At 61.7% G+C, this 21,747-nt stretch carries 25 protein-coding genes and 1 pseudogene; 10 read left to right on the top strand and 16 right to left on the bottom strand.

The window, feature by feature from the left end; genetic code table 11:
• Positions 1-3: 3 nt before the first annotated feature.
• The 3 genes from pdhA to eno form a co-directional block, all read right to left on the bottom strand.
• On the bottom strand, positions 4-1,035 hold the full coding sequence (gene pdhA, locus AC1D0N_RS19635; RefSeq protein WP_477246746.1) for a pyruvate dehydrogenase (acetyl-transferring) E1 component subunit alpha: 1,032 nt from the start codon (positions 1,033-1,035) through the stop codon (positions 4-6).
• Between the two features lie 195 nt (positions 1,036-1,230).
• Positions 1,231-1,554 carry an FtsB family cell division protein gene (locus AC1D0N_RS19630; RefSeq protein WP_477246744.1) on the bottom strand — a complete coding sequence of 108 codons (324 nt, stop codon included), beginning with the start codon at positions 1,552-1,554 and terminating at the stop codon, positions 1,231-1,233.
• A gap of 134 nt (positions 1,555-1,688) precedes the next feature.
• Positions 1,689-2,963, bottom strand: a complete 1,275-nt coding sequence (gene eno / locus AC1D0N_RS19625; RefSeq protein ID WP_477246741.1) for a phosphopyruvate hydratase — start codon at positions 2,961-2,963, stop codon at positions 1,689-1,691.
• A 208-nt stretch (positions 2,964-3,171) separates the two neighbouring features.
• Between eno and AC1D0N_RS19620 the strand changes: the two genes are divergently transcribed.
• The gene (locus AC1D0N_RS19620) at positions 3,172-3,294 is read left to right on the top strand and encodes a hypothetical protein (RefSeq protein ID WP_477246739.1); all 123 of its coding nucleotides are present in this window, start codon (positions 3,172-3,174) and stop codon (positions 3,292-3,294) included.
• Positions 3,295-3,371: 77 nt separating this feature from the next.
• Here AC1D0N_RS19620 and AC1D0N_RS19615 read toward each other — a convergent pair whose 3' ends face one another.
• Both AC1D0N_RS19615 and AC1D0N_RS19610 read right to left on the bottom strand, forming a co-directional pair.
• Complete coding sequence (locus AC1D0N_RS19615) at positions 3,372-3,737, bottom strand: PRC-barrel domain-containing protein (RefSeq protein WP_477246737.1); 366 nt, start codon at positions 3,735-3,737, stop codon at positions 3,372-3,374.
• Positions 3,738-3,879: 142 nt separating this feature from the next.
• Positions 3,880-4,083, bottom strand: coding sequence for a dodecin family protein (locus AC1D0N_RS19610; RefSeq protein ID WP_027045027.1), 204 nt, complete (start codon positions 4,081-4,083; stop codon positions 3,880-3,882).
• 151 nt (positions 4,084-4,234) lie between these two features.
• Here AC1D0N_RS19610 and AC1D0N_RS19605 point away from each other — a divergent pair, with 151 nt between their 5' ends.
• The gene (locus AC1D0N_RS19605; RefSeq protein WP_477246735.1) at positions 4,235-4,930 is read left to right on the top strand and encodes a hypothetical protein; all 696 of its coding nucleotides are present in this window, start codon (positions 4,235-4,237) and stop codon (positions 4,928-4,930) included.
• A gap of 4 nt (positions 4,931-4,934) precedes the next feature.
• On the opposite strand, the gene kdsA is transcribed toward AC1D0N_RS19605, so the two are convergent.
• Positions 4,935-5,768 carry a 3-deoxy-8-phosphooctulonate synthase gene (kdsA, locus tag AC1D0N_RS19600; protein ID WP_477246733.1) on the bottom strand — a complete coding sequence of 278 codons (834 nt, stop codon included), beginning with the start codon at positions 5,766-5,768 and terminating at the stop codon, positions 4,935-4,937.
• Positions 5,765-6,643 carry a VOC family protein gene (locus tag AC1D0N_RS19595; RefSeq protein WP_477246731.1) on the bottom strand — a complete coding sequence of 293 codons (879 nt, stop codon included), beginning with the start codon at positions 6,641-6,643 and terminating at the stop codon, positions 5,765-5,767. The genes kdsA and AC1D0N_RS19595 overlap by 4 nt, the downstream gene beginning before the upstream one ends.
• Positions 6,644-6,791: 148 nt before the next feature.
• On the opposite strand from AC1D0N_RS19595, the gene AC1D0N_RS19590 reads away from it, so the two are divergent.
• Both AC1D0N_RS19590 and AC1D0N_RS19585 read left to right on the top strand, forming a co-directional pair.
• A complete protein-coding gene (locus AC1D0N_RS19590) occupies positions 6,792-7,271 on the top strand; it encodes a glycosyltransferase (RefSeq protein ID WP_477246729.1) in 480 nt (159 codons plus the stop codon).
• Entirely contained in the window at positions 7,268-8,224 is a 957-nt protein-coding gene (locus tag AC1D0N_RS19585; RefSeq protein WP_477246728.1) for a glycosyltransferase family 2 protein, read from the top strand. Before AC1D0N_RS19590 ends, AC1D0N_RS19585 begins: the two co-directional genes overlap by 4 nt.
• On the opposite strand, the gene AC1D0N_RS19580 is transcribed toward AC1D0N_RS19585, so the two are convergent.
• Positions 8,194-8,484, bottom strand: coding sequence for a Dabb family protein (locus tag AC1D0N_RS19580; RefSeq protein WP_477246726.1), 291 nt, complete (start codon positions 8,482-8,484; stop codon positions 8,194-8,196). The two genes, AC1D0N_RS19585 and AC1D0N_RS19580, sit on opposite strands and share 31 nt — an antisense overlap.
• A 112-nt stretch (positions 8,485-8,596) precedes the next feature.
• Positions 8,597-8,731, bottom strand: a complete 135-nt coding sequence (locus AC1D0N_RS19575) for a hypothetical protein (RefSeq protein WP_477246725.1) — start codon at positions 8,729-8,731, stop codon at positions 8,597-8,599.
• 65 nt (positions 8,732-8,796) lie between these two features.
• On the opposite strand from AC1D0N_RS19575, the pseudogene AC1D0N_RS19570 reads away from it, so the two are divergent.
• A pseudogene (locus tag AC1D0N_RS19570) lies at positions 8,797-8,925 on the top strand (DUF1365 domain-containing protein); the annotation flags it as partial.
• 186 nt (positions 8,926-9,111) lie between these two features.
• Entirely contained in the window at positions 9,112-10,383 is a 1,272-nt protein-coding gene (locus tag AC1D0N_RS19565; RefSeq protein WP_477246724.1) for a class I SAM-dependent methyltransferase, read from the top strand.
• 76 nt (positions 10,384-10,459) lie between these two features.
• Here AC1D0N_RS19565 and AC1D0N_RS19560 read toward each other — a convergent pair whose 3' ends face one another.
• The gene (locus AC1D0N_RS19560; RefSeq protein WP_477246722.1) at positions 10,460-12,439 is read right to left on the bottom strand and encodes a bifunctional 2',3'-cyclic-nucleotide 2'-phosphodiesterase/3'-nucleotidase; all 1,980 of its coding nucleotides are present in this window, start codon (positions 12,437-12,439) and stop codon (positions 10,460-10,462) included.
• A 139-nt stretch (positions 12,440-12,578) separates the two neighbouring features.
• Positions 12,579-13,844: an NAD(P)/FAD-dependent oxidoreductase gene (locus AC1D0N_RS19555; RefSeq protein ID WP_477246720.1), complete on the bottom strand. Its 1,266-nt coding sequence runs from the start codon at positions 13,842-13,844 to the stop codon at positions 12,579-12,581.
• Between the two features lie 175 nt (positions 13,845-14,019).
• On the opposite strand from AC1D0N_RS19555, the gene AC1D0N_RS19550 reads away from it, so the two are divergent.
• Positions 14,020-14,670 carry a 5-formyltetrahydrofolate cyclo-ligase gene (locus AC1D0N_RS19550; RefSeq protein ID WP_477246719.1) on the top strand — a complete coding sequence of 217 codons (651 nt, stop codon included), beginning with the start codon at positions 14,020-14,022 and terminating at the stop codon, positions 14,668-14,670.
• A gap of 560 nt (positions 14,671-15,230) precedes the next feature.
• On the opposite strand, the gene AC1D0N_RS19545 is transcribed toward AC1D0N_RS19550, so the two are convergent.
• Positions 15,231-15,704 carry an Lrp/AsnC family transcriptional regulator gene (locus AC1D0N_RS19545; protein WP_010909317.1) on the bottom strand — a complete coding sequence of 158 codons (474 nt, stop codon included), beginning with the start codon at positions 15,702-15,704 and terminating at the stop codon, positions 15,231-15,233.
• Positions 15,705-15,916: 212 nt separating this feature from the next.
• On the opposite strand from AC1D0N_RS19545, the gene ald reads away from it, so the two are divergent.
• Positions 15,917-17,032 carry an alanine dehydrogenase gene (ald, locus tag AC1D0N_RS19540; RefSeq protein WP_477246717.1) on the top strand — a complete coding sequence of 372 codons (1,116 nt, stop codon included), beginning with the start codon at positions 15,917-15,919 and terminating at the stop codon, positions 17,030-17,032.
• A 430-nt stretch (positions 17,033-17,462) separates the two neighbouring features.
• On the opposite strand, the gene AC1D0N_RS19535 is transcribed toward ald, so the two are convergent.
• From AC1D0N_RS19535 to sseA, 4 genes are all read right to left on the bottom strand, one after another.
• Positions 17,463-17,930, bottom strand: a complete 468-nt coding sequence (locus AC1D0N_RS19535) for a DUF1203 domain-containing protein (protein ID WP_477246715.1) — start codon at positions 17,928-17,930, stop codon at positions 17,463-17,465.
• A 77-nt stretch (positions 17,931-18,007) separates the two neighbouring features.
• Positions 18,008-18,814, bottom strand: a complete 807-nt coding sequence (gene dapB / locus AC1D0N_RS19530; RefSeq protein ID WP_477246714.1) for a 4-hydroxy-tetrahydrodipicolinate reductase — start codon at positions 18,812-18,814, stop codon at positions 18,008-18,010.
• A 16-nt stretch (positions 18,815-18,830) separates the two neighbouring features.
• Positions 18,831-19,394, bottom strand: a complete 564-nt coding sequence (locus tag AC1D0N_RS19525; protein ID WP_477246712.1) for a GNAT family N-acetyltransferase — start codon at positions 19,392-19,394, stop codon at positions 18,831-18,833.
• Positions 19,395-19,399: 5 nt separating this feature from the next.
• Complete coding sequence (gene sseA / locus AC1D0N_RS19520) at positions 19,400-20,251, bottom strand: 3-mercaptopyruvate sulfurtransferase (protein WP_477246710.1); 852 nt, start codon at positions 20,249-20,251, stop codon at positions 19,400-19,402.
• 195 nt (positions 20,252-20,446) lie between these two features.
• Between sseA and AC1D0N_RS19515 the strand changes: the two genes are divergently transcribed.
• Positions 20,447-20,878 (top strand): hypothetical protein, encoded by a 432-nt coding sequence (locus AC1D0N_RS19515; RefSeq protein WP_477246708.1) that lies wholly within the window; start codon positions 20,447-20,449, stop codon positions 20,876-20,878.
• Positions 20,878-21,744, top strand: coding sequence for an alpha/beta hydrolase (locus AC1D0N_RS19510; RefSeq protein WP_477246706.1), 867 nt, complete (start codon positions 20,878-20,880; stop codon positions 21,742-21,744). The genes AC1D0N_RS19515 and AC1D0N_RS19510 overlap by 1 nt, the downstream gene beginning before the upstream one ends.
• The last annotated feature ends 3 nt before the right edge of the window (positions 21,745-21,747 follow it).

Raw genomic sequence — 21,747 nt, 5'->3', positions numbered from 1 at the left:
CCGTTACAATACGATGTCGGTCCAGAGCTCGGACGGATCCGGCTCTGCGTCGTTCTGGGCAAATTCGGCGGCGTCGGCGACGATGTCGCGGACCTCCTTGTCGATGGTCTTGAGGTCGTCCTCGCTGGCCCACTTCTTGTCGATCAGCCGCGCCTTGACCTGCTCGATCGGGTCATGCTCGGAGCGCATCTTCTGCACTTCCTCCTTGGAGCGGTACTTTGCCGGGTCGGACATCGAGTGGCCGCGATAGCGATAGGTCTGCATCTCGAGGATCAGCGGGCCGTTGCCGGCGCGACACCATTCGGTGGCTAGGTCGGCGGCGGCCTTGACCGCGCGCACATCCATGCCGTCGACCTGGATGCCGGGAATCTTGAACGAGGCGCCACGATGCGAGAAATCGGTCTCGGCCGACGAGCGCGACACCGAGGTGCCCATGGCGTAGCGGTTGTTCTCGATGATGAAGATCACCGGCAGCTTCCACAGCGAGGCCATGTTGAAGCTTTCATAGACTTGGCCCTGGTTGGCCGCGCCGTCGCCGAAATAGGTCAGCGACACATTGTTGTTGTCGCGGTAGCGGTTGGCGAAGGCCAGGCCCGTGCCGAGCGACACCTGTGCGCCGACAATGCCGTGGCCGCCGTAAAAATGCTTCTCCTTGGAGAACATGTGCATGGAGCCGCCCTTGCCGCGCGACAGGCCGCCACGGCGCCCGGTCAGCTCGGCCATGACGCCGCGTGGCGACAGTTCCATCGCCAGCATATGGCCGTGGTCGCGATAGGCGGTGATCATCTGGTCGCCGTCGATCAGCGCCATCTTCATGCCGGTGACGACCGCTTCCTGGCCGATATAGAGGTGGCAGAAGCCGCCGATGAAGCCCATGCCGTAAAGCTGGCCGGCCTTTTCCTCGAAGCGGCGGATGAGCAGCATGTGCCGGTAGGCGGCAAGCTCCTCGTCCTTGCTGAAATCAGCGGGCTTGGGGGCGGAAAGCCCCGAGGTTTTTGTGGATTTGGCAGGCGCTTTTCTGGCGGCGGTGGCCATGCATCACTCCCTGTTGGCGTCTCTTTGTGGACACTGGAGCAAAAAGAAATCTGCTCCGGGGGAGATCAGTTCTCCCCACCGATTTGAGTGAAGCTAACACGCGAGAAAGCGTTTCGCCATGCAGAAAAATGCATGGCTGTCATGCGTCTAAGCAATTAAAATCATTTGATATAACGGCGATTAACTGGAATCGAGTTATTTCGAGGAAGCCGGCAACATAATGGTGATTTCGTCGGCCTGGGACAGATTGAGCGCCTTGCGCGCCTGCTCATCGAGCATGTCTTTCTCCAGCGTCCCCTCATGCATCAGCTGCACGCGCCGCTCCAGATCGACCCGGCGCGCCTTGATGGCGTCGAGCTTGCCCTGCAGTTCGACGGTCTGCGCTTCCAGCTGGTATTTGGAGTAGATGCCGAACTCGCCATGATAGGCATGGAAGCCGAAATAGGCCAGGAACGCCACGCAGAGCGAGGGGATGATCAGCCGGCCGGTGTTTCTCTGCTTGTGCTGGCGTGTCCACATGGTCGCAATCCTTTGACCCCCTTTCTCGCCCGATTGTGCTTAATGGACGGTTACGGACGGAGGAATTTGGTGGGGGCAGAAACGAAAAAGGGCGGGAATGTTCCCGCCCTCGTCATTCCTGCTATTTCCAGGGATCAGCTTTTCACAACCGACTTGCCGGCATAGCGCGCCTGCTTGCCGAGCCCTTCCTCGATGCGAATGAGCTGGTTGTACTTGGCCATGCGGTCGGAGCGCGACAGCGAACCGGTCTTGATCTGCCCGCAATTGGTGGCGACGGCGAGATCGGCGATGGTCGAATCCTCGGTTTCGCCCGAACGATGCGACATGACAGCAGTGTAGCCGGCCTTGTGCGCGGTCTCGACGGCGTCGAGCGTCTCGGTCAGCGAGCCGATCTGGTTGACCTTGACCAGAATCGAATTGGCGACACCCATGCGGATGCCGTCGCGCAGCCGCGCCGTGTTGGTGACGAACAGATCGTCGCCGACCAGTTGGGTCTTCTTGCCGATCAGGTCGGTCAGATATTTCCAGCCTTCCCAGTCGTCCTCGGCCAGACCGTCCTCGATCGAGATGATCGGATAGTCGGCGGCGAGCTTGGCCAGGTACTTGGCCTGCGCCTTCGGATCGCGGCTCTTCTTTTCGCCTTCATAGACGTAGTTGCCGTCCTTGAAGAACTCGGTCGCGGCACAGTCGAGGCCGAGCGCGATCTCCTCGCCAGGCTTGAAGCCGGCCTTCTCAATCGATTCCATGATGAAATCGAGCGCCACCGGCGCGCTCTTCAGATTGGGGGCAAAGCCGCCTTCGTCGCCGACATTGGTGTTGTGGCCGGCGTCTTTCAGCTTCTTGCGCAGCGTGTGGAAAATTTCCGATCCCCATCGCACACCCTCGCGCAGCGTCGGCGCGCCGATCGGCATGATCATGAATTCCTGGAAGTCGATCGGATTGTCGGCATGCGCGCCGCCATTGATGATGTTCATCATCGGCACCGGCAGGATATGCGCCTTGGCACCGCCGACATAGCGATACAGCGGCAGGCCGGAGGCAACCGCCGCCGCCTTGGCCACCGCCAGCGAAACGCCGAGAATGGCGTTGGCGCCGAGCCGGCTCTTGTTGGGTGTGCCGTCGAGCTCGATCATCGTCTGGTCGATATGGATCTGGTTTTCGGCTTCCATGCCGCCGATCGCCTCGAACAGCTCGCCGTTGACGGCCTCGACAGCCCTCAGCACACCCTTGCCAAGATAGCGGGCGCCGCCGTCGCGAAGTTCAACGGCTTCATGCGCGCCGGTGGAGGCGCCGGACGGTACAGCCGCACGGCCCATCGAGCCGTCTTCGAGCACGACGTCGACCTCGACGGTCGGATTACCACGGCTATCCAGGATTTCACGCCCGACAATGTCGATGATGGCGGTCATTGCGATGTCCCCGATTGATCGATTGAAAGCGTCGCGCCCCTCTTAGCCAAAGCGTCGCAAAACGCAATCGGGCACTCACAAATATTGCCGTCACGTTTGCTCGACCGATTCACGAAGCGCAAATCGCTGTCATCATAAGTCATGCATGGCAGGCTGGTTTGTGGTCTAAGCTCGCAGCTGCGCGGGGCGAAACAGGAGGAGTTTCGCCATGTCCCAGTTGAGCGGTATCGTGAGTTTGTTCCTGATCGCGGCGGCATTCCTGACGTCGTGCGACAATCAGCAGTCGCCGCAGGGCGCCATGCAGCTATCAACCCTCCGGGCGGCTGAGTAGAGTTTCCCCGCACAGAGAAAGGCCCCCGGTTCAAACCGGGGGCCTTTTCGATTCCGGCTTTCGGTCAGTCCAACCACTCAATGCCAGTAAGGCGTGACCTTGTAGTAGTCATAGGAGGCGTCACGCGCGGTCTCGCCGTCGGCACCGGCGAGTTCGTTGATCGAATAGGCCGGCGCTGCCTTCAGCTGATCCTTGGAGAAGGGCACGACATAGCCGCCCTTGTCCTCGTCATAGTCGAGACTCGCCCACGGAATGGCATGGTATTTCTCGCCGATGCCAAGGAATCCGCCAAAGCCGATCACCGCGAACATGATGCCGTTCGACGTCTTGTCGAGCATGATGTCCTCGATAGCGCCAATGCTCTTGCCTTCAGTGTTGTAGACCGACGTGCCGATGACCCGCGAAGCGGCGATAGCTTCGGTGTGTCCTGTCTGGGTGGTCATGACGATGCTCCTCTTTGTCGTTGATCGTACTTTGACAATGAGGGGCGCGGGCGAAAGTTCCCGACTTTTTTAGAGCATGATCCCGAAAAGTGGTGACCGGTTTTCGGAAAAGATCATGCTCCAACAAGGAGTTGGCAGGCGCTCACTCCGCGAGGATGAACGTGACCTTCATGTTGACGCGGTAAGCGGCGATCTTGCCATCCTCGACGACGATCTTCTGGTCCTGGATCCAGGCGCCTTCGACGTTTTTCAGGGTCTTCGAGGCGCGCGCAATTCCCTTCTCGATGGCGTCCTGAAAGCTTTTCTTGGATGACGACGTGATCTCGGTGACGCGGGCGACAGACATGGGCTTCCTCCTGCCAAGACGCTTATTTTACGGGGCAAGCGTACAGCCGGCTTTTGCCGACCACAAGCCGGACAGCCCCGGCGGCCATTGTCACCCTGCAGCCCTGCGTGGCATTGAATAGCAGTCCGATCGTTTCATGGGGGGGGTGGCAATGACCGAACAGCCCGATAGGCATGAGACTGTCGCGGAACTGCCAGCGCCGGTGGTCGACGCCAATTCGGCCAACGCCTCCAGTGGCTATTTCTTTGCCGGCGCCATGGGGCTGATCGCGGTCCTGCTCCCCTGGTATTTCGAGCTGCCGCTCAATTTCGACGTCACTGACCGCGCATTCAATCCGCTCGTTTTCGTTCCGATCGTATTCGCCGTCATCGGTTTTTACGCGTTGCTGAGGGCGATCCGCGACACGCTGCGCGTTCGCAAATTCGGCACCACCACGCTGCAGGCCGGCCCCGCCAACCCGGGAACGCGCTTCGAAGGGCTGATCCGCTCAAGCCGCGACCTGGATCCCGCCGGAGACTACACCGTGCTGCTCCGATGCATCCGCACCTATCGCGTCGGGGGACCGATCGTGAATGCAACGGCCGGGACCAAATCCACCTACAAGGACGAACTCAAGTGGCAGGACAAGATCGTTGTGCCGCGCGGTTCGGTGCAATCGAGCGCCGGCATTCCTTTCGCCTTTGCCATCCCGGCCGACGCACTGCCGTCGGTGGGACCGCCGATTTTCGAACACCAGCATGGCAATGTGCGCTGGATTCTGACCGTCACAGCATCGATGCCTGGCGTGGACTACTATGCGGTCTTCGCGGTCACCATGAGAAGGCCCGGCGAGGACGACGACGACTGATGGCTTAGCGAGCTTTGGCCACGCGGTCGAACGCCATCAGCCTTTCAAGCAGCGCGGGAAGATCCTTCAGCGGCACCATGTTGGGGCCGTCAGAAGGGGCATTGTCTGGATCCTGATGGGTTTCGATGAAGACGCCGGCAACGCCGACCGCCACCGCCGCCCGCGCCAGCGTCTCGACAAAATGCCGATCGCCGCCGGTGGAACCGCCCTGCCCGCCGGGCTGCTGCACCGAATGCGTGGCATCGAAAATCACCGGCGCGCCGATCTCGGCCATGATCGGCAGCGCGCGCATGTCCGACACCAGCGTGTTGTAGCCGAAGGACGCGCCCCGCTCGGTGACCAGTACATTGGCATTGCCGGAATCGGTGACCTTGGCGACGACATTCTTCATGTCCCAGGGCGCCAAGAACTGGCCCTTCTTCACATTGACCACCTTGCCGGTCCTCGCCGCCGCGATCAGCAGGTCGGTCTGGCGGCTGAGAAAGGCCGGTATCTGCAAAATGTCGACATGCGGCGCGACGATTGCACACTGCTCCTCGGTGTGAACGTCGGTCAGGATCGGCAGCGAAAACGCTTTCCGCAATTCATCGAAGACCGGCAATGCCGCCTCGAGCCCGGCACCGCGCGTCCCGCCAAGTGACGTCCGGTTGGCCTTGTCGTAGCTGGTCTTGTAGACAAGCCCGATGCCAAGCTTCTCGGTCAGTTCCTTCAGCGCACCGGCCATGTCGAAAGCATGCTGGCGCGATTCGAGCTGGCAGGGCCCGGCGATCAGCGACAGCGGCGCGGTGTTGTCGAAGACGACCTTGCCGGCACTTACGGACGAATTTGGCTTGCTCATGCGATCTCCCGGAAAACGAAAACCGCGCCCTGTCCGGGCGCCGGCGGCACGACAATCTGATTGCCGCGTATGTCGTGTGCGATGGCGCCGGCTGCAAGCAGCTTTGCAACGACGCCGACGTTGCGGACCGAGTAGACGATTGCAGCAAAGCGCAGTTCTGACGGCGCGCCGGCCGAAATGCCGAAGCGCGCCGCAAAATCTGCCGGCTCGACCACAGTCAAGGTCGCATTCGACAGCTCAAAGGCCGTGTCGCTTCCCGCCTCGGTGCCCGCTGCGATCGAAATCAAGCGGCGTTGTTGCGAAGGAGCCTCGCTGACCGCCACGATTTCGACGATGCCGGTCACGCCATTGGCGTGGGCTTGCAGCGCGGTGCGGTCGATCTTCGGCGCATTGATCCGCTCGCAGGCGAACAGGAAGGCATCCGTCGCCTTGCTGCCAGCTGCGAAGGCCAGTTTGAACGATGCCGTTTCGCTTTTTCCCGAGGTATCGGTGAAGACCCGCGAAAAGCTCAGCTCGTCGCCAGCCGACAGGCCCGCGTCGACAAAGCGCGCGTGGTCCGCGTCGGCATTGGCGGTGCCCAGAACAATGGCGGAAATCCCCTCATTGCCGCAATTTTCGCGATAGAGACGATCGCGGGTGACAAAGACGTTGCCCCCGGCAATGGCCTTCGCCGCTGCCTGTTCATTGCCGACCGCGAGCGGTTCGAGATAGGTGCCATCGGCGAGGAAAACACAGCAGTTTTCCGTCCCGAAAGGATGGATGCCGGTCGGCGCAACGACGAAGCCGAGCGAGGTGAGCCGGGCTCGCGCCACATCGAGGCTCTGCGTAGGCAGCACCAGATGATCGAGCGGGCCGGCTTCTATGGTTCGGATCATGCAGGCGCGATGTGCATCATTCCGCAAACCGGTTCAAGACTTGATCGCAATCCCGGCCGCCGGCGACGGCGCTATTACTCCCAGAAATGGCCCTGATTTTCGCTTCTGCCGCCAAGGGATTTGACGTAGGGCATCCCCCGCGCGGGGGATGAACACACCGCTGTGGTCGGGGTTTCAGGAAGAATTGCGGCTCAAGGGCAAACCCTATGACCTCACCCGCTGGCTGGAACGGGCAGCCTTGCGGTCCGCCGACCGGGTCGTCGCGCTGACGGACGGATATGGCAGGAACGCGGACACCGAGATGGGACTGGATCGTGGTCGGGTGACGGTGATTGCCAACGCGGTCGGCGCCCGTTCCGGGCTGGCGCGCACCTGGCGCCTCGCCTCCCGCAATGGCACCGTCGCCATCGTCTTCGGCCTGATCGACGGCGCGCGCTTTTGCTACATTTTGCTTGCCTGCGACTACGTCGCCTATGCCCGATTTTCTCCAGGCCGTGTCGCGCTCGACCGCGTCATGGCGGCCTGGGCCGCCGAGGGCGGTACGATGTTCGATTTCACCATCGGTGATGAGGCGTTCAAGGCCGGGTTTGGCTGCACCCGCACAAGCATGTATGAGTTTGCCCTGTGACAGTGTTGCCAACCTCCTTTCCCACCGCAGCCGAGGGCTTCCCGAGGCCCCGGCTGGCCGTCGTGGTTCCGGCGAGGGATCGGCGGGAAAGCCTGCCCCGCACGCTGGCGTCGGTTCTGTCCAGTCCCAGGGCGGACATCGAACTGATCGTCGTCGACGACGGTTCGCTGGACGGCACCGAAAGCTATCTGGCTTCGCTCGATGATCCGCGCCTGGCCTGGCGGCGCCTACCGGTCCCGGGCGGCGCCAACCGGGCGCGCAACCAAGGGGCTGCGCTGAGCAGCGCGCCGCTCATTGCCTTTCTCGATTCCGACGATGCCTTCGTCCCCGGACGCATGGACAGGCTGATCGCCTTCTTCGATGCCAATCCCGACATCGCCTGCACCATCGACGGCTTCAGCGACGTTGCGGATGAATATCGACGTCTGCATAAAATGCCGGGCCGCACACCCGACGGAGAACGGCTACGGCAGCTCTTGTTCTGCCATTGCATCCCCCTGACCAACTCGACCGTCACCGTCCGCCGGACCGCCTTTGCATCGGTCGGCGGATACGATCCGGATCTCAATCGCCATCAGGACCGCGAGTTCCTGATAAGGCTAAGCAAGCAGCATCGCATCGCCTTCGGCAATGCGGCCGATGTCCTGAAATACCGGGAAGCCAACTCGATGTCGCGCGCTCATGCCGGTTACATCGAAGGGCTGGATGATTTTGTCGCCCGCTGCCCGGATTATCAGACGGCCGCCTACCGCTCCATTCTCAGCTACCTGACGGTTCGCGGTGTCGTGAAGGCGGTGGCTCAGGGTCATTTCGGCATTGCCCTGGCGGAGATGAGAGCCTGGCGCAAGGCCGGCAACCTGCCCGGAGGACTTGGCGTGCTGCCCGGCTATTTCGCGGGGCGTCGGCAAAGGCAGGCGCTCAGTCAGGCCGCCGACACCACATCGGCCGAATAACGCAATTCACGCAGTGGTTTGACCTTGCTGGTCGTCTCGGCATAGAGCGGGTGGGCCTTGTAGGCGGCAAGGGCCGCGTCATCCCTGAACTCGGCATAGACAACCACGTCGATCGCGTCCGAAAGCGGATCGACCTTGGTGTTGAGCGTCACTTCGAAGAGGCTGGAATGCGGGATGTTGCCCAGCGCCATCAAGCCCGTACGCACGGCTTCGACATCCTCTGTGCGTCGCGCGCTGAAGAAAACGATGTGCCGGATCAACCCAGCCCTCCTCGATCGGTTTGCCGCGTGTTTTGTGTCAACAAAACCGTCGCGTCAACGGGCAACGATGTCGCGCCCGGCGACCTCAAAAAGCGAGCTGTCGAGTGAAAAACTAGACCACGCCGGTGACATAGCGCACGACGCGCGACATCTCCCTGACTGTGGTGTCGAGATAGCGGCCCTGATTGTAGAGGCCGTCCCAGATCAGGAAGAAGGTGATGGCGGAGATGACGATAACATAACGCATGGCTAAAACTATCGCATGGTGGCGGCGGCTGCCATAGCGATTTTCAACGCCGGCCAGCGCCTGGCATTCCACAGGCGGAAAGGGGCGAAGCGCTGCTGTCGGCGACCTTTGCCGGCCAGGCCCAACCGCTTGGCACAGCCCGGCTCGCAGCTTGCCTCTTGAAGTTCCCGTTAATGACGTGGAAGATTGTGGCGGGAATTCACTGGGAAGCGCTGAAGCTCTGGTCAAAAGGGCGCGCGTTTTCGTTCGAGCCCGCCCGCTCCCGAACCGGCCAGCAACCCGGGATCAGGCGGCGGAGGCCGAACCTGGCGAATGAACTGCGAGAGGGTGTGGAAGCCGGTGGATTTTGTGCCGGCCCCGCAGAAGTGCAGGGACGTGAAATGGCATACAAGGAACACAAGGGCGCAGCATTGGGCGGCATGGCGTTGAGCGATGCGGTCAAGCTCGACGAATTCAATTTCGCCGAGATCGTCAAAGGCCTGCCGGCCAAGGCGCGCATGGTGCTGTCGGCGGCGATGAACCTGCCGCGCGGCTCGCTCAAGGTGAGAATGCCAGACGGTCGCGCCGTTCTCGTCGGCGGCAAAGGTCCCGGTCCGGACGCCGAACTGGTGCTCAAGAACTGGCGCTTGCCTGGCCGCGCCTTTACCGGCGGCACCATCGGCGTTGCCGAATCCTACATGGATGGCGACTGGGAGAGCCCTGACGTCACCAGTTTCCTGGAACTTTTCGTCATCAACTCGGCCATCGGCGAACGTGTCGCGGGCGGCGCCAGCTGGCTCATCAACACCGTCCAGCGCATCCGCCACTGGTTCAACGAAAACACCCGCACCGGCTCGCAACGCAACATTTCGGCGCATTACGATCTTGGCAACGCCTTCTATAAGGAATGGCTCGACCCAAGCATGACCTATTCGTCGGCGCTTTATGCGACCGGCGCCAACGATCTGGAAAGCGCTCAGGCCGCCAAATATCGCGCGCTGGCCAAGGATACCGGCATCGGCAAAAAGGATCATGTGCTGGAGATCGGCTGCGGCTGGGGCGGCTTTGCCGAATTTGCCGCGCGCGAAATCGGCTGCCGGGTGACAGGATTGACGATCAGCCGCGAACAGCACGATTTCGCCAAGGCCCGCATCCAGAAGGCAGGCCTTGCCGACAAGGTCGACATCAAGCTGCAGGACTATCGCGACGAGACCGGCACCTATGACCGCATCGCCTCGATCGAGATGTTCGAGGCGGTCGGCGAAAAATACTGGCCGGTGTTCTTCGCCAAGATGAAGGCTTGTCTCAGGCCCGGCGGCACTGCCGGCCTGCAGATCATCACCATCAACGAAGCCGCCTACGACACCTACCGCGCCCGACCGGATTTCATCCAGCGCTATGTTTTCCCCGGCGGCATGCTGCCGACGCCGTCGATCCTGAAATCGCTCGGCGCAGATCACGGCCTTGCCCATCTGCGCGAGCGCGTGTTCCCCGACGACTATGCGCGCACGCTCGCCGAATGGCGCCAGCGCTTCTGGGCGTCCTGGGAAAAGATCGTTCCGCTCGGTTTCGACGACCGCTTCAAGAAACTCTGGGAGTTCTACCTGCACTATTGCGAAGCCGGCTTCAGGGCGAGCTACATCGACGTCCGTCAGGTGGTCTACAAGGCGTAAGGGCAGCCTCAACGAAATCCCGGCAAGGCGGCCTGCGCCGCCTCGCCCCTTTGCGCAAGTGTCGCGAGACCTATTTTCAGAGGATGATGCGGTACTTCGCAAACCCCGCTTCGCCCTCGCCCGCCGGTTCGATCTTCAGCGACGTCACCTGCGCGATGAAATCCTTGGCCTTGGCGCCGGTCTCGAACACGACACTGGCTCCTGGCAATGGCGCAAACGACCAGTTGCCGTCCGCCGACGGATTGATGGTGCCCTCGCTGATGATGTAGCGGACGATCACATCACGGTTGGTGTCGGGCGCCTCATAGATGATCTTCGAGGCATTGATGTCAGGGAAATTGCCGCCGCCACCGGCGCGGTAATTGTTGGTGGCGACGACAAATTTCCCTGCGGGATCGATTGGTTTTCCGTCGAACATCAGGTCGACGATGCGGTTTGAGCCAGCATTCGCCAGCCCGCCCTTGGCATCGTATTTGGGTGCCTGTGACAGGTCGATCCTGTAACTGACGCCATCGATGACGTCGAAATTGTAGGACGGGAAATCGGTGTTGATGAGCGCCTGGTCGGCTTTGCCAGGCTCGATTCGGTTGAAGATACCGGCCGACATTTCCAGCCATTCCTTGACCTGGGCGCCGGTGATTTCGACGGCGCGCACCGTGTTCGGATAGAGATAGAGGTCGGCGACATTTTTGATCGCGATGTCGCCCACCGGCACGTCGGTATAGTAGTCGGCCCCATTGCGGCCGCCCGCCTTGAAGGGAGCCGCCGCCGAAAGCAGCGGCACATCCTTCCACTGCGTATTCCTAAGGATGTCCTTGAGATACCAGGTCTGCGCCTGGCTGACGATCTGCACCGACGGATCGTCGGCGACCAGCGCAAAATAGGAATAGAGCGGCGCCGAAGTCTTGCCGACGGGCCGGCGCACATAGGCAAGCGTCGCCTCGTGGTCTTTTTTCAAAACATCGACAATGCGCTTGTCGTCTTCGACCGTCGGCTTGTTCGCCTTGTCGATCCGCTCGTAGATCGGCCGCGCCTCGGAGGTCGCCGAAACGACCTTCCATTTCGAGCCGTCGCGCTCCAGCATCAGGTCAATCAGGCCCATATGCGAGCCCCAGAAGCCGCCCATGGCGGCAGGCTTGCCTTGCAGCGTGCCCTTTTGCGTATCGACGGCCTCGAGCGACTGAAAGTCCTTCTTGCCGGGGAAGACCAGATGCTGGTGGCCGGTGAAGACCGCGTCGATGCCCTCGACGCCGGCGACGAAGAACGAGGCGTTCTCCATCATGTCGCCCTGCTTGATGTCGATGCCGGAATGCGAGAGCGCAATGACGATGTCGGCGCCCGCCTCCTTCATCTCAGGCACCCAGGCCTTGGCCGCTTCGACGATGTCGCGCGTCTTGACGTTGCCCTCCAGGTTCTTCAGGTCCCACACCATGACCTGCGGCGGCACGAAGCCGATGATGCCTATTTTGATCGGCTGCTCGGCGCCCGACCCGTCCTTGATCTTCTTGTCGAGGATGACATAGGGCTTGAGGTAGAGCCTGTCGTCGCGCGGGTTCGCCGCAAGCTCGGTGCCGCGGATCAGGTTTGCACAGACGAACGGGAAATTGGCGCCGGCCAACACCTTATCCAGAAACGACAGGCCGTAGTTGAACTCGTGGTTGCCGAGCGTCGAGCATTCATAGCCGAGCAGGTTCATGCCCTTCATGATCGGATGCAGGTCGCCGTCCTTCATCCCCTTTTCATAGGCGATGTAGTCGCCCATCGGATTGCCTTGCAGAAGGTCGCCATTGTCGATCAGCATCGCGTTGGTGGCTTCCTTGCGCACCGCCGCAATCAGCGACGCCGTCCGCGACAGCCCCATCGTGTCGTTTGGTTTGTCGGCGTAGTAATCGTAAGGCAGCACATTCACATGGATGTCGGTCGTTTCCATGATCCTGAGATGCGCCTGGTTGGCTTGCGCGCGAGCGGAGAACGGGTGGAGCATGATCAGCGCGCCTGCAGCAGTGGCGCCGGCGAGAAAGCCGCGGCGGGACACGGGGTGGAGCAGTTGGGGCATTGTTTCTTCCTACTTCGACAAGTGACAAGCCCAGACCCCGAAGCAGAAGCTTCGCGCCGAAATCCGGCCATGTCCACCGCGAAGTCAATTGATCAGGAAAAGGTGACGGGCGGATGAAACACCCTCCCGGAGCGAAACGTCAGCCCCTGTCGTCATTGCCCTGCGTGATCAGCCGCGCGCTGCGCTGGCCCGTCAGATAGATCCATAGCCAGCTTAACGAGACCGCGAGCCGGTTGCGGAAACCGATCAGAAAATAGATGTGCGCAATTCCCCACAGCCACCAGGCGAGCCAGCCGGTGAGCTTGATCCAGCCGAAATCGATCGCGGCGGCGCGTTTGCCGATCGTCGCCAGATCGCCGGCATGGCTGTAGTGGAAAGGACGCGCGGTCCTGTCACCGTCAAGCCTGGCCTTGATGGTAGCCGCAACATGCCGGCCCTCCTGCTTGGCGGAAGGCGCCACACCGGGTACCGGCCGTCCATCGGACCGCAGTACGAGGGCGGCGTCGCCGATGACAAAAATCTCCGGGCTGCCAGGCACGCTGAGGTCAGGCTCGACGAGCACCCTGCCCGCGCGGTCTGCCTTCGCTCCAAGCCATTCGGCGGCGGGCGAAGCGGCAACGCCGGCTGCCCAGAGGATCGTTCGGGCCGCCAGTTGCCTGTCACCAAAGACCACGCCTTCGGCGTCGCAGCGCGTCACGGCCCGGCCGAGCTCGATCGTCACGCCCAGCCGCTCGAGCGCCTTTCCAGCGTAATCGGAGAGTTTTGGCGCGAAATTGGCAAGAATGCGGTCACCGGCCTCGATCAGCACCACGCGCGTTTGCCGCGTATCGATGTTGCGGAACTCGCCGCGTAGCGTGTCATGCGCCAGTTCGATGATGGTGCCGGCAAGCTCCACACCGGTCGGCCCGCCACCGACAATCGCAATGGTCAGAAGCGCTTGGCGTTTGGCAGGGTCGGTTTCGCGCTCGGCCTGCTCGAACGCCAGCAGAATGCGTCGCCGAATGGTGGTGGCGTCCTCCAGCGTCTTTAGCCCCGGCGCGAAAGGCTCCCATTCGTCATGGCCGAAATAGGCGTGGCGGGCTCCGGTGGCCAGCACCAGCGTGTCGTAGGCGACGGCACTGCCGTCATCGAGCAGCACGCGCTTGCCGGCGCGGTCGACGCCACTGACATTGGCGAGCAGCGTTGTCACGTCCTTGCGCTTGCGCAACAGGTGCCGGATCGGCCAGGCGACCTCCGAGGTCGCCAGCGCCGTCGTCGCCACCTGGTAGAGCAGCGGCTGGAACAGGTGATGGTTGCGCTTGTCGATCATGGTGATGCGCACCGGCGCGCCAGCAAGCGCACGGGTGAATTCGAGACCGCCGAAACCTGCGCCGACAACGACGACATGATGGCTGGCTTCGTTCATCTCATTCACCTCAGGAGAGCAAGATCATCAAGCGTGATCTAGGTATTTTTGTGCACCGCAACAATATCCGGACCTGGAACGACTGCCCGGAGTCGCCGTTCGATGTCGTGAACGCACATGCCGCACACCAAGGCCGGGGTATAGCGTTGCCGAAACAGCATGCCGAGGATGAAGCATGGCCAACGATCATGACGACGAAGGTCCGGCGCAGTATGCTTCGCCACCCTGCTTCATGCATGAACTCGATCCGGAGTTTCGGATGCCCTTGAGCGACTGGACCGACGTGAAACGCTGGCGCAAGGCCGAGCGCGAGCGGCTGATCGCGGCCCGTCTCGCCGTTTCCGCCGACGCGCGGGCAGCGATGTCGCAGCGCATCGCCGAAGGTCTTGACGCCGTCATCGGCGACATCGCCGGCCGCATGGTCAGCCTCTATTGGCCATTTCGCGGCGAGCCGGACCTGCGGCCCTGGATGGCTTCCATCAACGAACGTGGCGGCCGCACCGCGCTGCCTGTGGTCATCGAGAAAGGCCAACCGCTAGTCTTTCGCGCCTACGTGCCCGGCGACCGGCTGGAAAAGGGCGTCTGGAACATCCCGATCCCGGCGCAAGGCGACCCGGTGTTGCCCGATATCGTCATTTCGCCGATCGTCGGCATCGATCCCGGTCACTACCGACTGGGCTATGGCGGCGGCTTCTTCGATCGCACGCTGGCCGCGATGCCGTTCAAGCCGCTGGTCATCGGCGTTGGCTACGAACTGCAGCGCATCGCGACCATCTATCCGCAGCCGCACGACATCCCGATGGATCGGATCGTCACCGAGGCCTAAGCGCAAATGTCACGTGACAAAAATCCGACTTGGTCGATAAATAATCTTTGAGCGGACCATGCTGCGGCGGACCGTTTCGACATGCGCTGTGGGCGGATCCAACAGTGTCCGGTCGCTCATTAGATCGGCTGCTTCACAACGGATGTTAATATGATCGGACGAACTATAGCGGCTGCCCTTGCGATAGCGTTTTGCTTTTCGCCTTCGCATGCGCAACCACGGCATCGTTTGCCGAGCGGCTATAAATGGGGCCGCTGCCTGCTTGTTGTTGACGGTCAGACCCGCATATCCGGAAAATGCTCCTATCAAATCGAGACGGGCGGAGATTTTAATATCCAGGGGCCTCGGCAAGTTTTTGCAGGTATCGACTATCCCGATACGCATAGTGGGGCTGGTGAAAGGTCCGAAGATTACTGGGCGGTTGTCTACAAGGAAGGTGATGTTTGGAGCGGCTATGCGAACTCGGACATTTCCGAAACTCACGGTGACGAACGTTGGGAGGCACTTCGCCGCGAAGGCGCATGTTATCTAGGGAAGGACGTCCGGGTGTGCCTTTGGCGCTAAGCCATTTCCGGCTTCATGCCCATCGCCGTGCGATCGACGATCTCACGCAAGGCGAATGACGAATTGATCTTCGTCACATGAGGCATGGCCGACAGCCACTCCTTGTGGATGCGCTCATAGTCGACGAGATCCTTGGCCGCGATGCGCAGGATATAGTCGTATTCGCCCGACATCAGATGGCAGGACAGCACGTTGGGACAACGCTTGATTGCCGCCTCGAAATCCGACAGCGTCTTCTCGAACTGCCCCGACAGCGATATATGCACGATCGCTGTCATCTGGTGCCCAAGGGCGGCATTGGAAAGCCGGGCGTGATAGCCGCGGATGGTTCCGGATTTCTCCAGATTGTCCAGCCGCCGCGAACAGGCCGACTGAGACAGGCCGACCTTCTCGGCAAGGGCCGCATTGGGGATCCGGCCATCCTTCTGCAAAGTCTCGAGAATGGCGATATCAATCCTGTCGAGCGGCATTTTTCGTGATTCCTGCGATTATTCGGCCATTTTGCGCAACAATTATCGAAAACACCCCTCCCACGCAAGCGCATTCGCAAGCACTTTCGGAACGATTCGTGGTTCACTGCTCTCAATGCATGTCGCCCAAAAGTGTGCAACGGTTTTGGGACAAAGACATGCACGAAAACAACAGGGAACGAGCCCAAAGGGCCGGATCAGGAGATAAAAAGATGCGCGTCGGCTGCCCCCGGGAAATCAAGAACCACGAATACCGCGTTGGCCTGACGCCAGGCTCGGTCCGCGAATATGTCGCCCACGGCCATGAAGTGCTGGTCGAGACTGGCGCCGGTGCCGGTATCGGCGCCGATGACAACGCCTACCGCGCCGCCGGCGCCACCATCGCCAAGACGGCCGCAGACGTGTTTGCCAAGTCCGACATGATCGTCAAGGTCAAGGAGCCGCAGCCCAACGAATGGGTGCAGCTGCGCGATGGCCAGATCCTCTACACCTACCTCCATCTCGCTCCGGATCCGGAACAGACCAAGGGCCTGCTGGCTTCCGGCGTGACCGCAATCGCCTACGAAACCGTCACCGACGATCGCGGCGGCCTGCCGCTGCTGGCGCCGATGTCGGAAGTTGCCGGCCGCCTGTCGATCCAGGCCGGCGCCACCGCGCTGCAGAAGGCCAATGGCGGCCGCGGCGTATTGCTCGGCGGCGTGCCCGGCGTGTTGCCCGGCAAGGTCACCGTGCTCGGCGGCGGCGTCGTCGGCCTGCATGCTGCCCGCATGGCGGCCGGCCTTGGCGCCGACGTCACCATCATCGACCGCTCGATCCCGCGCCTGCGCCAGCTCGACGACCTCTTCGCCGGCCGCGTCCACACCCGCTATTCGACCGTCGAGGCGCTCGAGGAAGAGTGCTTTTCGGCCGACATCATCGTCGGCGCCGTGCTGATCCCGGGTGCTGCCGCGCCGAAACTCGTTTCGCGCGAAATGCTGTCCGGCATGAGGAAGGGCGCGGTGCTGGTCGACGTCGCCATCGACCAGGGTGGCTGTTTTGAGACCTCGCATGCCACCACGCATGCCGATCCGACCTACGAAGTCGACGGCGTCATCCACTACTGCGTCGCCAACATGCCGGGCGCCGTGCCGGTCACCTCCGCGCATGCGCTCAACAACGCGACGTTGCATTACGGCCTGCAGCTCGCCGACAAGGGCCTGAAGGCGATGATCGACGATCACCATCTGCGCAACGGTCTCAACGTCCACAGGGGCAAGATCACCAACCGCGCAGTCGCCGAAGCGCTCGGCTACGAGTTGGTCGAACCCAAGGCGGTCCTGGCCGCCTGACGCGCAAGCAAGAGCTTCCTCCCGTCTCGCCCGCCGGTTCGTTCCGGCGGGCTTTTTCTTGACCGCAAAAAGCGCGCAACAAAAAAGCGGAGCCAAAGCCCCGCTTCCTCGATGTCGAGATGTGCCGCCGGTTCATCCGCGGTCGGCAATCGATCGACGACTACCTTCTAGCGGTTCTATGCGACGGGAGTACGACAGCCCTCACCGGCCTTTCGCTTCGCCGCCATGACCAAATAGGCTCTGTGTGAAGTGCTTCACATTCAGAGCTCAAGAACCATGCCTACACAAGTGCCGTTCCCTGTCGGCTCGAGCCGCCTCCCAAACGCTGGCGAATACCAGGCTTTGCCGGCGGCTTCGGCCGCAGCTTCTGTCGCGACTATTTTTTCCCAACTGCCCGCCAGTCTATCGGCGGGCATTTTTTTTCGTGCCTTCAGCCACGCTCGATACGGCACTGATAGCAATTGTTGCGCGCCGAGCGGACATGGACATAGGCAATGTCGTCGCGTTCGAACAAGGTTTCCGCCCGCGCCGCAATGGCATCTGTCGGAATGACGCCGCCGCTGCCATAGACGATGCGGTCATCACTGCCATAGCCACGCACGATGTAGTCGCTGCTCTCGAGCATTTCGGGAAGCGTGTCAGCCTCGACGGCGCGTTCGCATTCCTGCGCATGCAGGAAGATCGGCCCGGTCTCGGCATAGGGCTGCAACGCCGGGAACGGCCGGTAGGCCAGAACGAGATAGGGCGCGCCGGCAGCGACGTTCTTCAGGCAATGCCGGCAAGGCACGCCATCACCATCGGATATCTGCCGCTCTGGCGTGCGGCCATAGGCATCGGCCGCACCGTGCTGGAAGGCCCTCACATCTTCGGTCGGCAAGGCTTTGAACTGGATGGACATGGCGAAACCTCCGGTGTTCGTTGACCGGAAATTATGCTCCCACTGCTGCGCTTCCCACCCGATTCCTGCCAAGCGCATCAGTCCATCAACGCGTCGAGCCCTCGCACCAGTCCGGTGATCTCTTGCACCCGCCTGATCGCAAGCAGCGTGCCGGCCACGTAAGGAGCAGCCGATGAGCCGGCGTCGTGGCGGATGGTCAGCCGCTCGTCGGGCAGGCCAAACAGCGCCTCGCAGGACAGGATGTAGGAAGGCAGCCGAAGTGCATGCACCTGCACCCCCTCGCCCGCGCCGACCGCAGCACCGCGCGTTCCCGGCACACCGGAGACCTCGGCGATTGGCCGAGCGGTCGATGCCTGGCGAATTTCGGCCAGTGCCTCTGCCAGCTCGCGCGCGGTGCCGGACGGTGCGTCCGGCTTTCTGGCGCTGGCATAGTCGATGACCTCGACATCCGGCACGTATTTCGCCGCCATCAGCGCAAAGCGCTTCATCAGCGTGGCGGTGATCGAGAAATTGCCGGCGGCGATCACGCCAACCCGATTGGCTCGCGCCGCGGCATCGATCTCGGCATAGTCGGCAGCCCCCAGTCCCGACGTGCCGATCACCACATGGCGTCCCTTTTCGATGGCCAGCAGCGCATGACCTTTCACCACATCCGGCTTGGTGTAGTCGACCAGCGTGTCGGACGGCGCTTCCAGCGCTTGCGCCAGAGAAGCGGAAACGATCACACCGTTGGCCGGCACACCAACCAGCAGACCGCAATCCTGTCCAGCGCCACTGCGCGAAACCGCGCCCGCCAAAAGCATGTCGCCTTGCGCCGCGATCGCCGGCACCAGTGCCTTGCCCACCCAGCCCGTTGCGCCGGCCATCACCACCCGTATCGCCATCGTCCCGATCCTTCCTTCAAGGTCGCATGACGCTGGCCGAGCGCTCCAGGAAAGGCAGCGGATGCACCACTTCCTTCTTTTGCGCCACCGGGGCAAAGCCGAGTTTCTGGTAGAGTGGCAAGGCTGCCGGATGATCCAGCGTGCAGGTCTGCACCGTCACCCGCTTCGGCCCGTGCGACCAGGCGGCGGCGATCGCCGCGCCCAGGAACCAGCGGCCGATGCCTTGCCCGGTCGCGTGTTCCATCATGCCGAAATAGGCGAGCTCGACTTCCTCCGGCAAATGCGGCTTGAGGTCGAAGAAACCGGCCGGTGCACCGTCGACATAAAGCACCCTGATGTCGCGGTCCTCGCGATGGATGCCGGCCGCAAGTTCGTCATCGTCCAGCCTGAGCACGTTGACCCAGTGCCATTTGCGCCCCACCCGATCCATCAGATAGCGATAGAAGTGCAGCGGAATGTCCTTGGTCTTCAACAGCGCGATCTGCCTGTTGTAGGGCACCGGCGGCGAATAGGCCGGCGGCACATGCATTTCGAGAAACGTCACCGTCACCTCAATGTCGTCCAGCGCGCCGTTTTCCATCACAGTCATTCCTTGCCCGTCACCACCGGCGTATCGCCAAGCCCGCCCCATTCCGTCCATGAGCCGTCGTAGAGCCTGTTGTCGGTATGGCCAAGCGTCTCCAGCGCCAGCGTGATCACCGCGGCCGTGATACCTGAACCGCAAGAGGTGACGACAGGCTTCGACAGGTCGATGCCGGCGTCCTCCACCACCTTGCGCAACCGGTCCTTGGACAGAAACTCGCCATTTTCGGAAAGCGCCGACGCCGGCACGTTGCGCGCACCCGGCATATGACCGGAACGGATGCCGGCGCGAGGCTCGGGCTCCGCGCCAGTAAAGCGGCCCGCTCCGCGGGCGTCGGCGATCTGGCTTTCTTTCGTCTCGACGATACGGCGCATGTCGGCAAGGCTGGCGACACGTGCGGCATCGAAATCGGCATGAAACACGTTTGGCGCCATCTTCGTCGGCTCGGCCGTCACCGGCCGCCCTTCTGCTTTCCAGCGGTCGAAACCGCCATCCAGAATATAGACCTGGAAGACGCCCATCACCCTGAACATCCACCACCCCCGCGGCGCGGAGAAAAACCCCGGACCGTCATAGATGACGATGGTGTCGTCGGCAGAAATACCCATCGCGCCGACATATTGCGCAAAATACTGCGGCGACGGCAGCGTGTGCGGCAGCAGCGAATCCGGGTCCGAGATCGCGTCCTGATCGAGGAACCGGGCGCCGGGAATGTGCGCCGCCTCATATTCTGCGCGCGCCTCGCGCTTCTGCGCCGGCAGGTACCAGGACGCATCGACGATCGTCAGGCCCGGCTCGCCGAGACGCTTCTGCAACCAATCGGCGTCGACGGTGAAGGGACTGTCTTCGGCCATTCTTTTTCTCCTGCTCCGCCTTCGGCAAACCTTGTCTGGCTTGACAATCTGGATGCGTTCCGAACGCGCGACATTCGGTTTGGATACGCGACACAGTCAGTCGCCGCAGTCCGTTGATACCGATTGTTTTCGTGTTTCGTGGCGAGTACGGATTGATCGTTATGATCTGGGGTGGGCGGGGTCAACAATCTAGGCATGAGCAATCTTCTGTTTTCCCGTATTCCCAGCAATCCGCTTTCGCTCGGACTTGTCTGCAACTTCGTTGCGCACTATCCGCCTTTCGACGGCTACGAGTTCGGCCTGATGGTGAAGACGCTTCGTTACCAGCTGGATCAGCAGACGCACATGATCGGCTCGATCGACGATGCCATCGTCGCTTATGTCGGTTGGATCCAGACCAGCCGCGAGATAGCCGAGGCCTGGGCGATAAATGGCGGGCCGCTTAATCCCTTCCCCGATGGCGATGCTACAGCGGTGACGGTGCTGGCGACGCGATCCTCGTCCCATATCCTTCCGCTGATCAAAAAAGCCAAACTCATCAACCTCGACAAATCAGTATTCTGGAAACGCGACTTCATCGACAACCGCGGCTCGGTCAAGCGAGCTGTCCGCAAGCGCGACGTCTGATGCTATCGGTCGAATCCGCCGAGGCGCTGACGCAAGAGATACTCATCCGGCTGGATGACCGCTATGCCGCAATGTTCGTGCGCATCTGGCGGCCTGCCGGCACGCCGCGTGCGACAGTCTTCTGCCTGCACGGCTTCACCGGCAACGGGGGCGACTTTGACTACCTCGCCGCTTTCCTGTGCCGTAACGGCTTCCTGGTGATCTGCCCGGACCTGTTGGGACGCGGGCGCAGCGCCTATCTGGGTTCAGGATACGACATCAACGTCTACTCCAAATGCCTGCGTGCACTCGGTGAGTTCGCTGGTACGGAGAACCACTTCATCGGTACTTCGTGGGGTGGCACGATTTTGCTTCTGTTTCTGCACATGACACGCTCCAGGGCCGCGAAAATCATTCTCAACGACGTGCCAATGCTCGGCGGGCCGAAGGTCGACGCGATGAGAAACGAAGTCATGAAGGAAAGTACGCTTGCGTTCGAGACCCGCGCGGCAGCGAAGGATTATGTGGGCGCTACCAGGGCCGTCATGGGCCCGGTCGAGGAAGCGGTATTTAACCGCTATGTCGAGAACAGGATCGCGGCCAGTCAGGATGGTTTCCGGTTGGCCTACGATCCGGCCACGACTGGAAATTTCGGAGCCATGACTGGACGCGAATATGATCTTTTTCCGATCGCGGCAAAGATCGACGCCCGCATTCTGCTGATGTACGGCCGTGACAGCCATTTCATCGACAGGCAGGCCATTGACCGCGTGCGGGTGATACGGCCAGATCTGGGAGTTGTCGACAATATCGATGCGGGCAATCCGCCGTCGCTGATGACACTGGACCAGGCTCTGCTCATCCTGGGTTTCCTGTCTGCCGTCTGAAAC

This window comes from Mesorhizobium sp. P2_E10 (genome assembly GCF_056404235.1).
The sequence above is the reverse complement of the archived record's forward strand: the minus strand, read 5'-3'. Positions and strand labels throughout refer to the sequence as shown.

Coding starts and splice junctions, on each gene's coding strand:
- pdhA (WP_477246746.1), bottom strand. CDS start 1,035: ATGGCCACCGCCGCCAGAAAAGCGCCTGCCAAATCCACAAAAACCTCG.
- AC1D0N_RS19630 (WP_477246744.1), bottom strand. CDS start 1,554: ATGTGGACACGCCAGCACAAGCAGAGAAACACCGGCCGGCTGATCATC.
- eno (WP_477246741.1), bottom strand. CDS start 2,963: ATGACCGCCATCATCGACATTGTCGGGCGTGAAATCCTGGATAGCCGT.
- AC1D0N_RS19620 (WP_477246739.1), top strand. CDS start 3,172: ATGTCCCAGTTGAGCGGTATCGTGAGTTTGTTCCTGATCGCGGCGGCA.
- AC1D0N_RS19615 (WP_477246737.1), bottom strand. CDS start 3,737: ATGACCACCCAGACAGGACACACCGAAGCTATCGCCGCTTCGCGGGTC.
- AC1D0N_RS19610 (WP_027045027.1), bottom strand. CDS start 4,083: ATGTCTGTCGCCCGCGTCACCGAGATCACGTCGTCATCCAAGAAAAGC.
- AC1D0N_RS19605 (WP_477246735.1), top strand. CDS start 4,235: ATGACCGAACAGCCCGATAGGCATGAGACTGTCGCGGAACTGCCAGCG.
- kdsA (WP_477246733.1), bottom strand. CDS start 5,768: ATGAGCAAGCCAAATTCGTCCGTAAGTGCCGGCAAGGTCGTCTTCGAC.
- AC1D0N_RS19595 (WP_477246731.1), bottom strand. CDS start 6,643: ATGATCCGAACCATAGAAGCCGGCCCGCTCGATCATCTGGTGCTGCCT.
- AC1D0N_RS19590 (WP_477246729.1), top strand. CDS start 6,792: ATGAACACACCGCTGTGGTCGGGGTTTCAGGAAGAATTGCGGCTCAAG.
- AC1D0N_RS19575 (WP_477246725.1), bottom strand. CDS start 8,731: ATGCGTTATGTTATCGTCATCTCCGCCATCACCTTCTTCCTGATCTGG.
- AC1D0N_RS19565 (WP_477246724.1), top strand. CDS start 9,112: ATGGCATACAAGGAACACAAGGGCGCAGCATTGGGCGGCATGGCGTTG.
- AC1D0N_RS19560 (WP_477246722.1), bottom strand. CDS start 12,439: ATGCCCCAACTGCTCCACCCCGTGTCCCGCCGCGGCTTTCTCGCCGGC.
- AC1D0N_RS19555 (WP_477246720.1), bottom strand. CDS start 13,844: ATGAACGAAGCCAGCCATCATGTCGTCGTTGTCGGCGCAGGTTTCGGC.
- AC1D0N_RS19550 (WP_477246719.1), top strand. CDS start 14,020: ATGGCCAACGATCATGACGACGAAGGTCCGGCGCAGTATGCTTCGCCA.
- AC1D0N_RS19545 (WP_010909317.1), bottom strand. CDS start 15,704: ATGCCGCTCGACAGGATTGATATCGCCATTCTCGAGACTTTGCAGAAG.
- ald (WP_477246717.1), top strand. CDS start 15,917: ATGCGCGTCGGCTGCCCCCGGGAAATCAAGAACCACGAATACCGCGTT.
- AC1D0N_RS19535 (WP_477246715.1), bottom strand. CDS start 17,930: ATGTCCATCCAGTTCAAAGCCTTGCCGACCGAAGATGTGAGGGCCTTC.
- dapB (WP_477246714.1), bottom strand. CDS start 18,814: ATGGCGATACGGGTGGTGATGGCCGGCGCAACGGGCTGGGTGGGCAAG.
- AC1D0N_RS19525 (WP_477246712.1), bottom strand. CDS start 19,394: ATGGAAAACGGCGCGCTGGACGACATTGAGGTGACGGTGACGTTTCTC.
- sseA (WP_477246710.1), bottom strand. CDS start 20,251: ATGGCCGAAGACAGTCCCTTCACCGTCGACGCCGATTGGTTGCAGAAG.
- AC1D0N_RS19515 (WP_477246708.1), top strand. CDS start 20,447: ATGAGCAATCTTCTGTTTTCCCGTATTCCCAGCAATCCGCTTTCGCTC.
- AC1D0N_RS19510 (WP_477246706.1), top strand. CDS start 20,878: ATGCTATCGGTCGAATCCGCCGAGGCGCTGACGCAAGAGATACTCATC.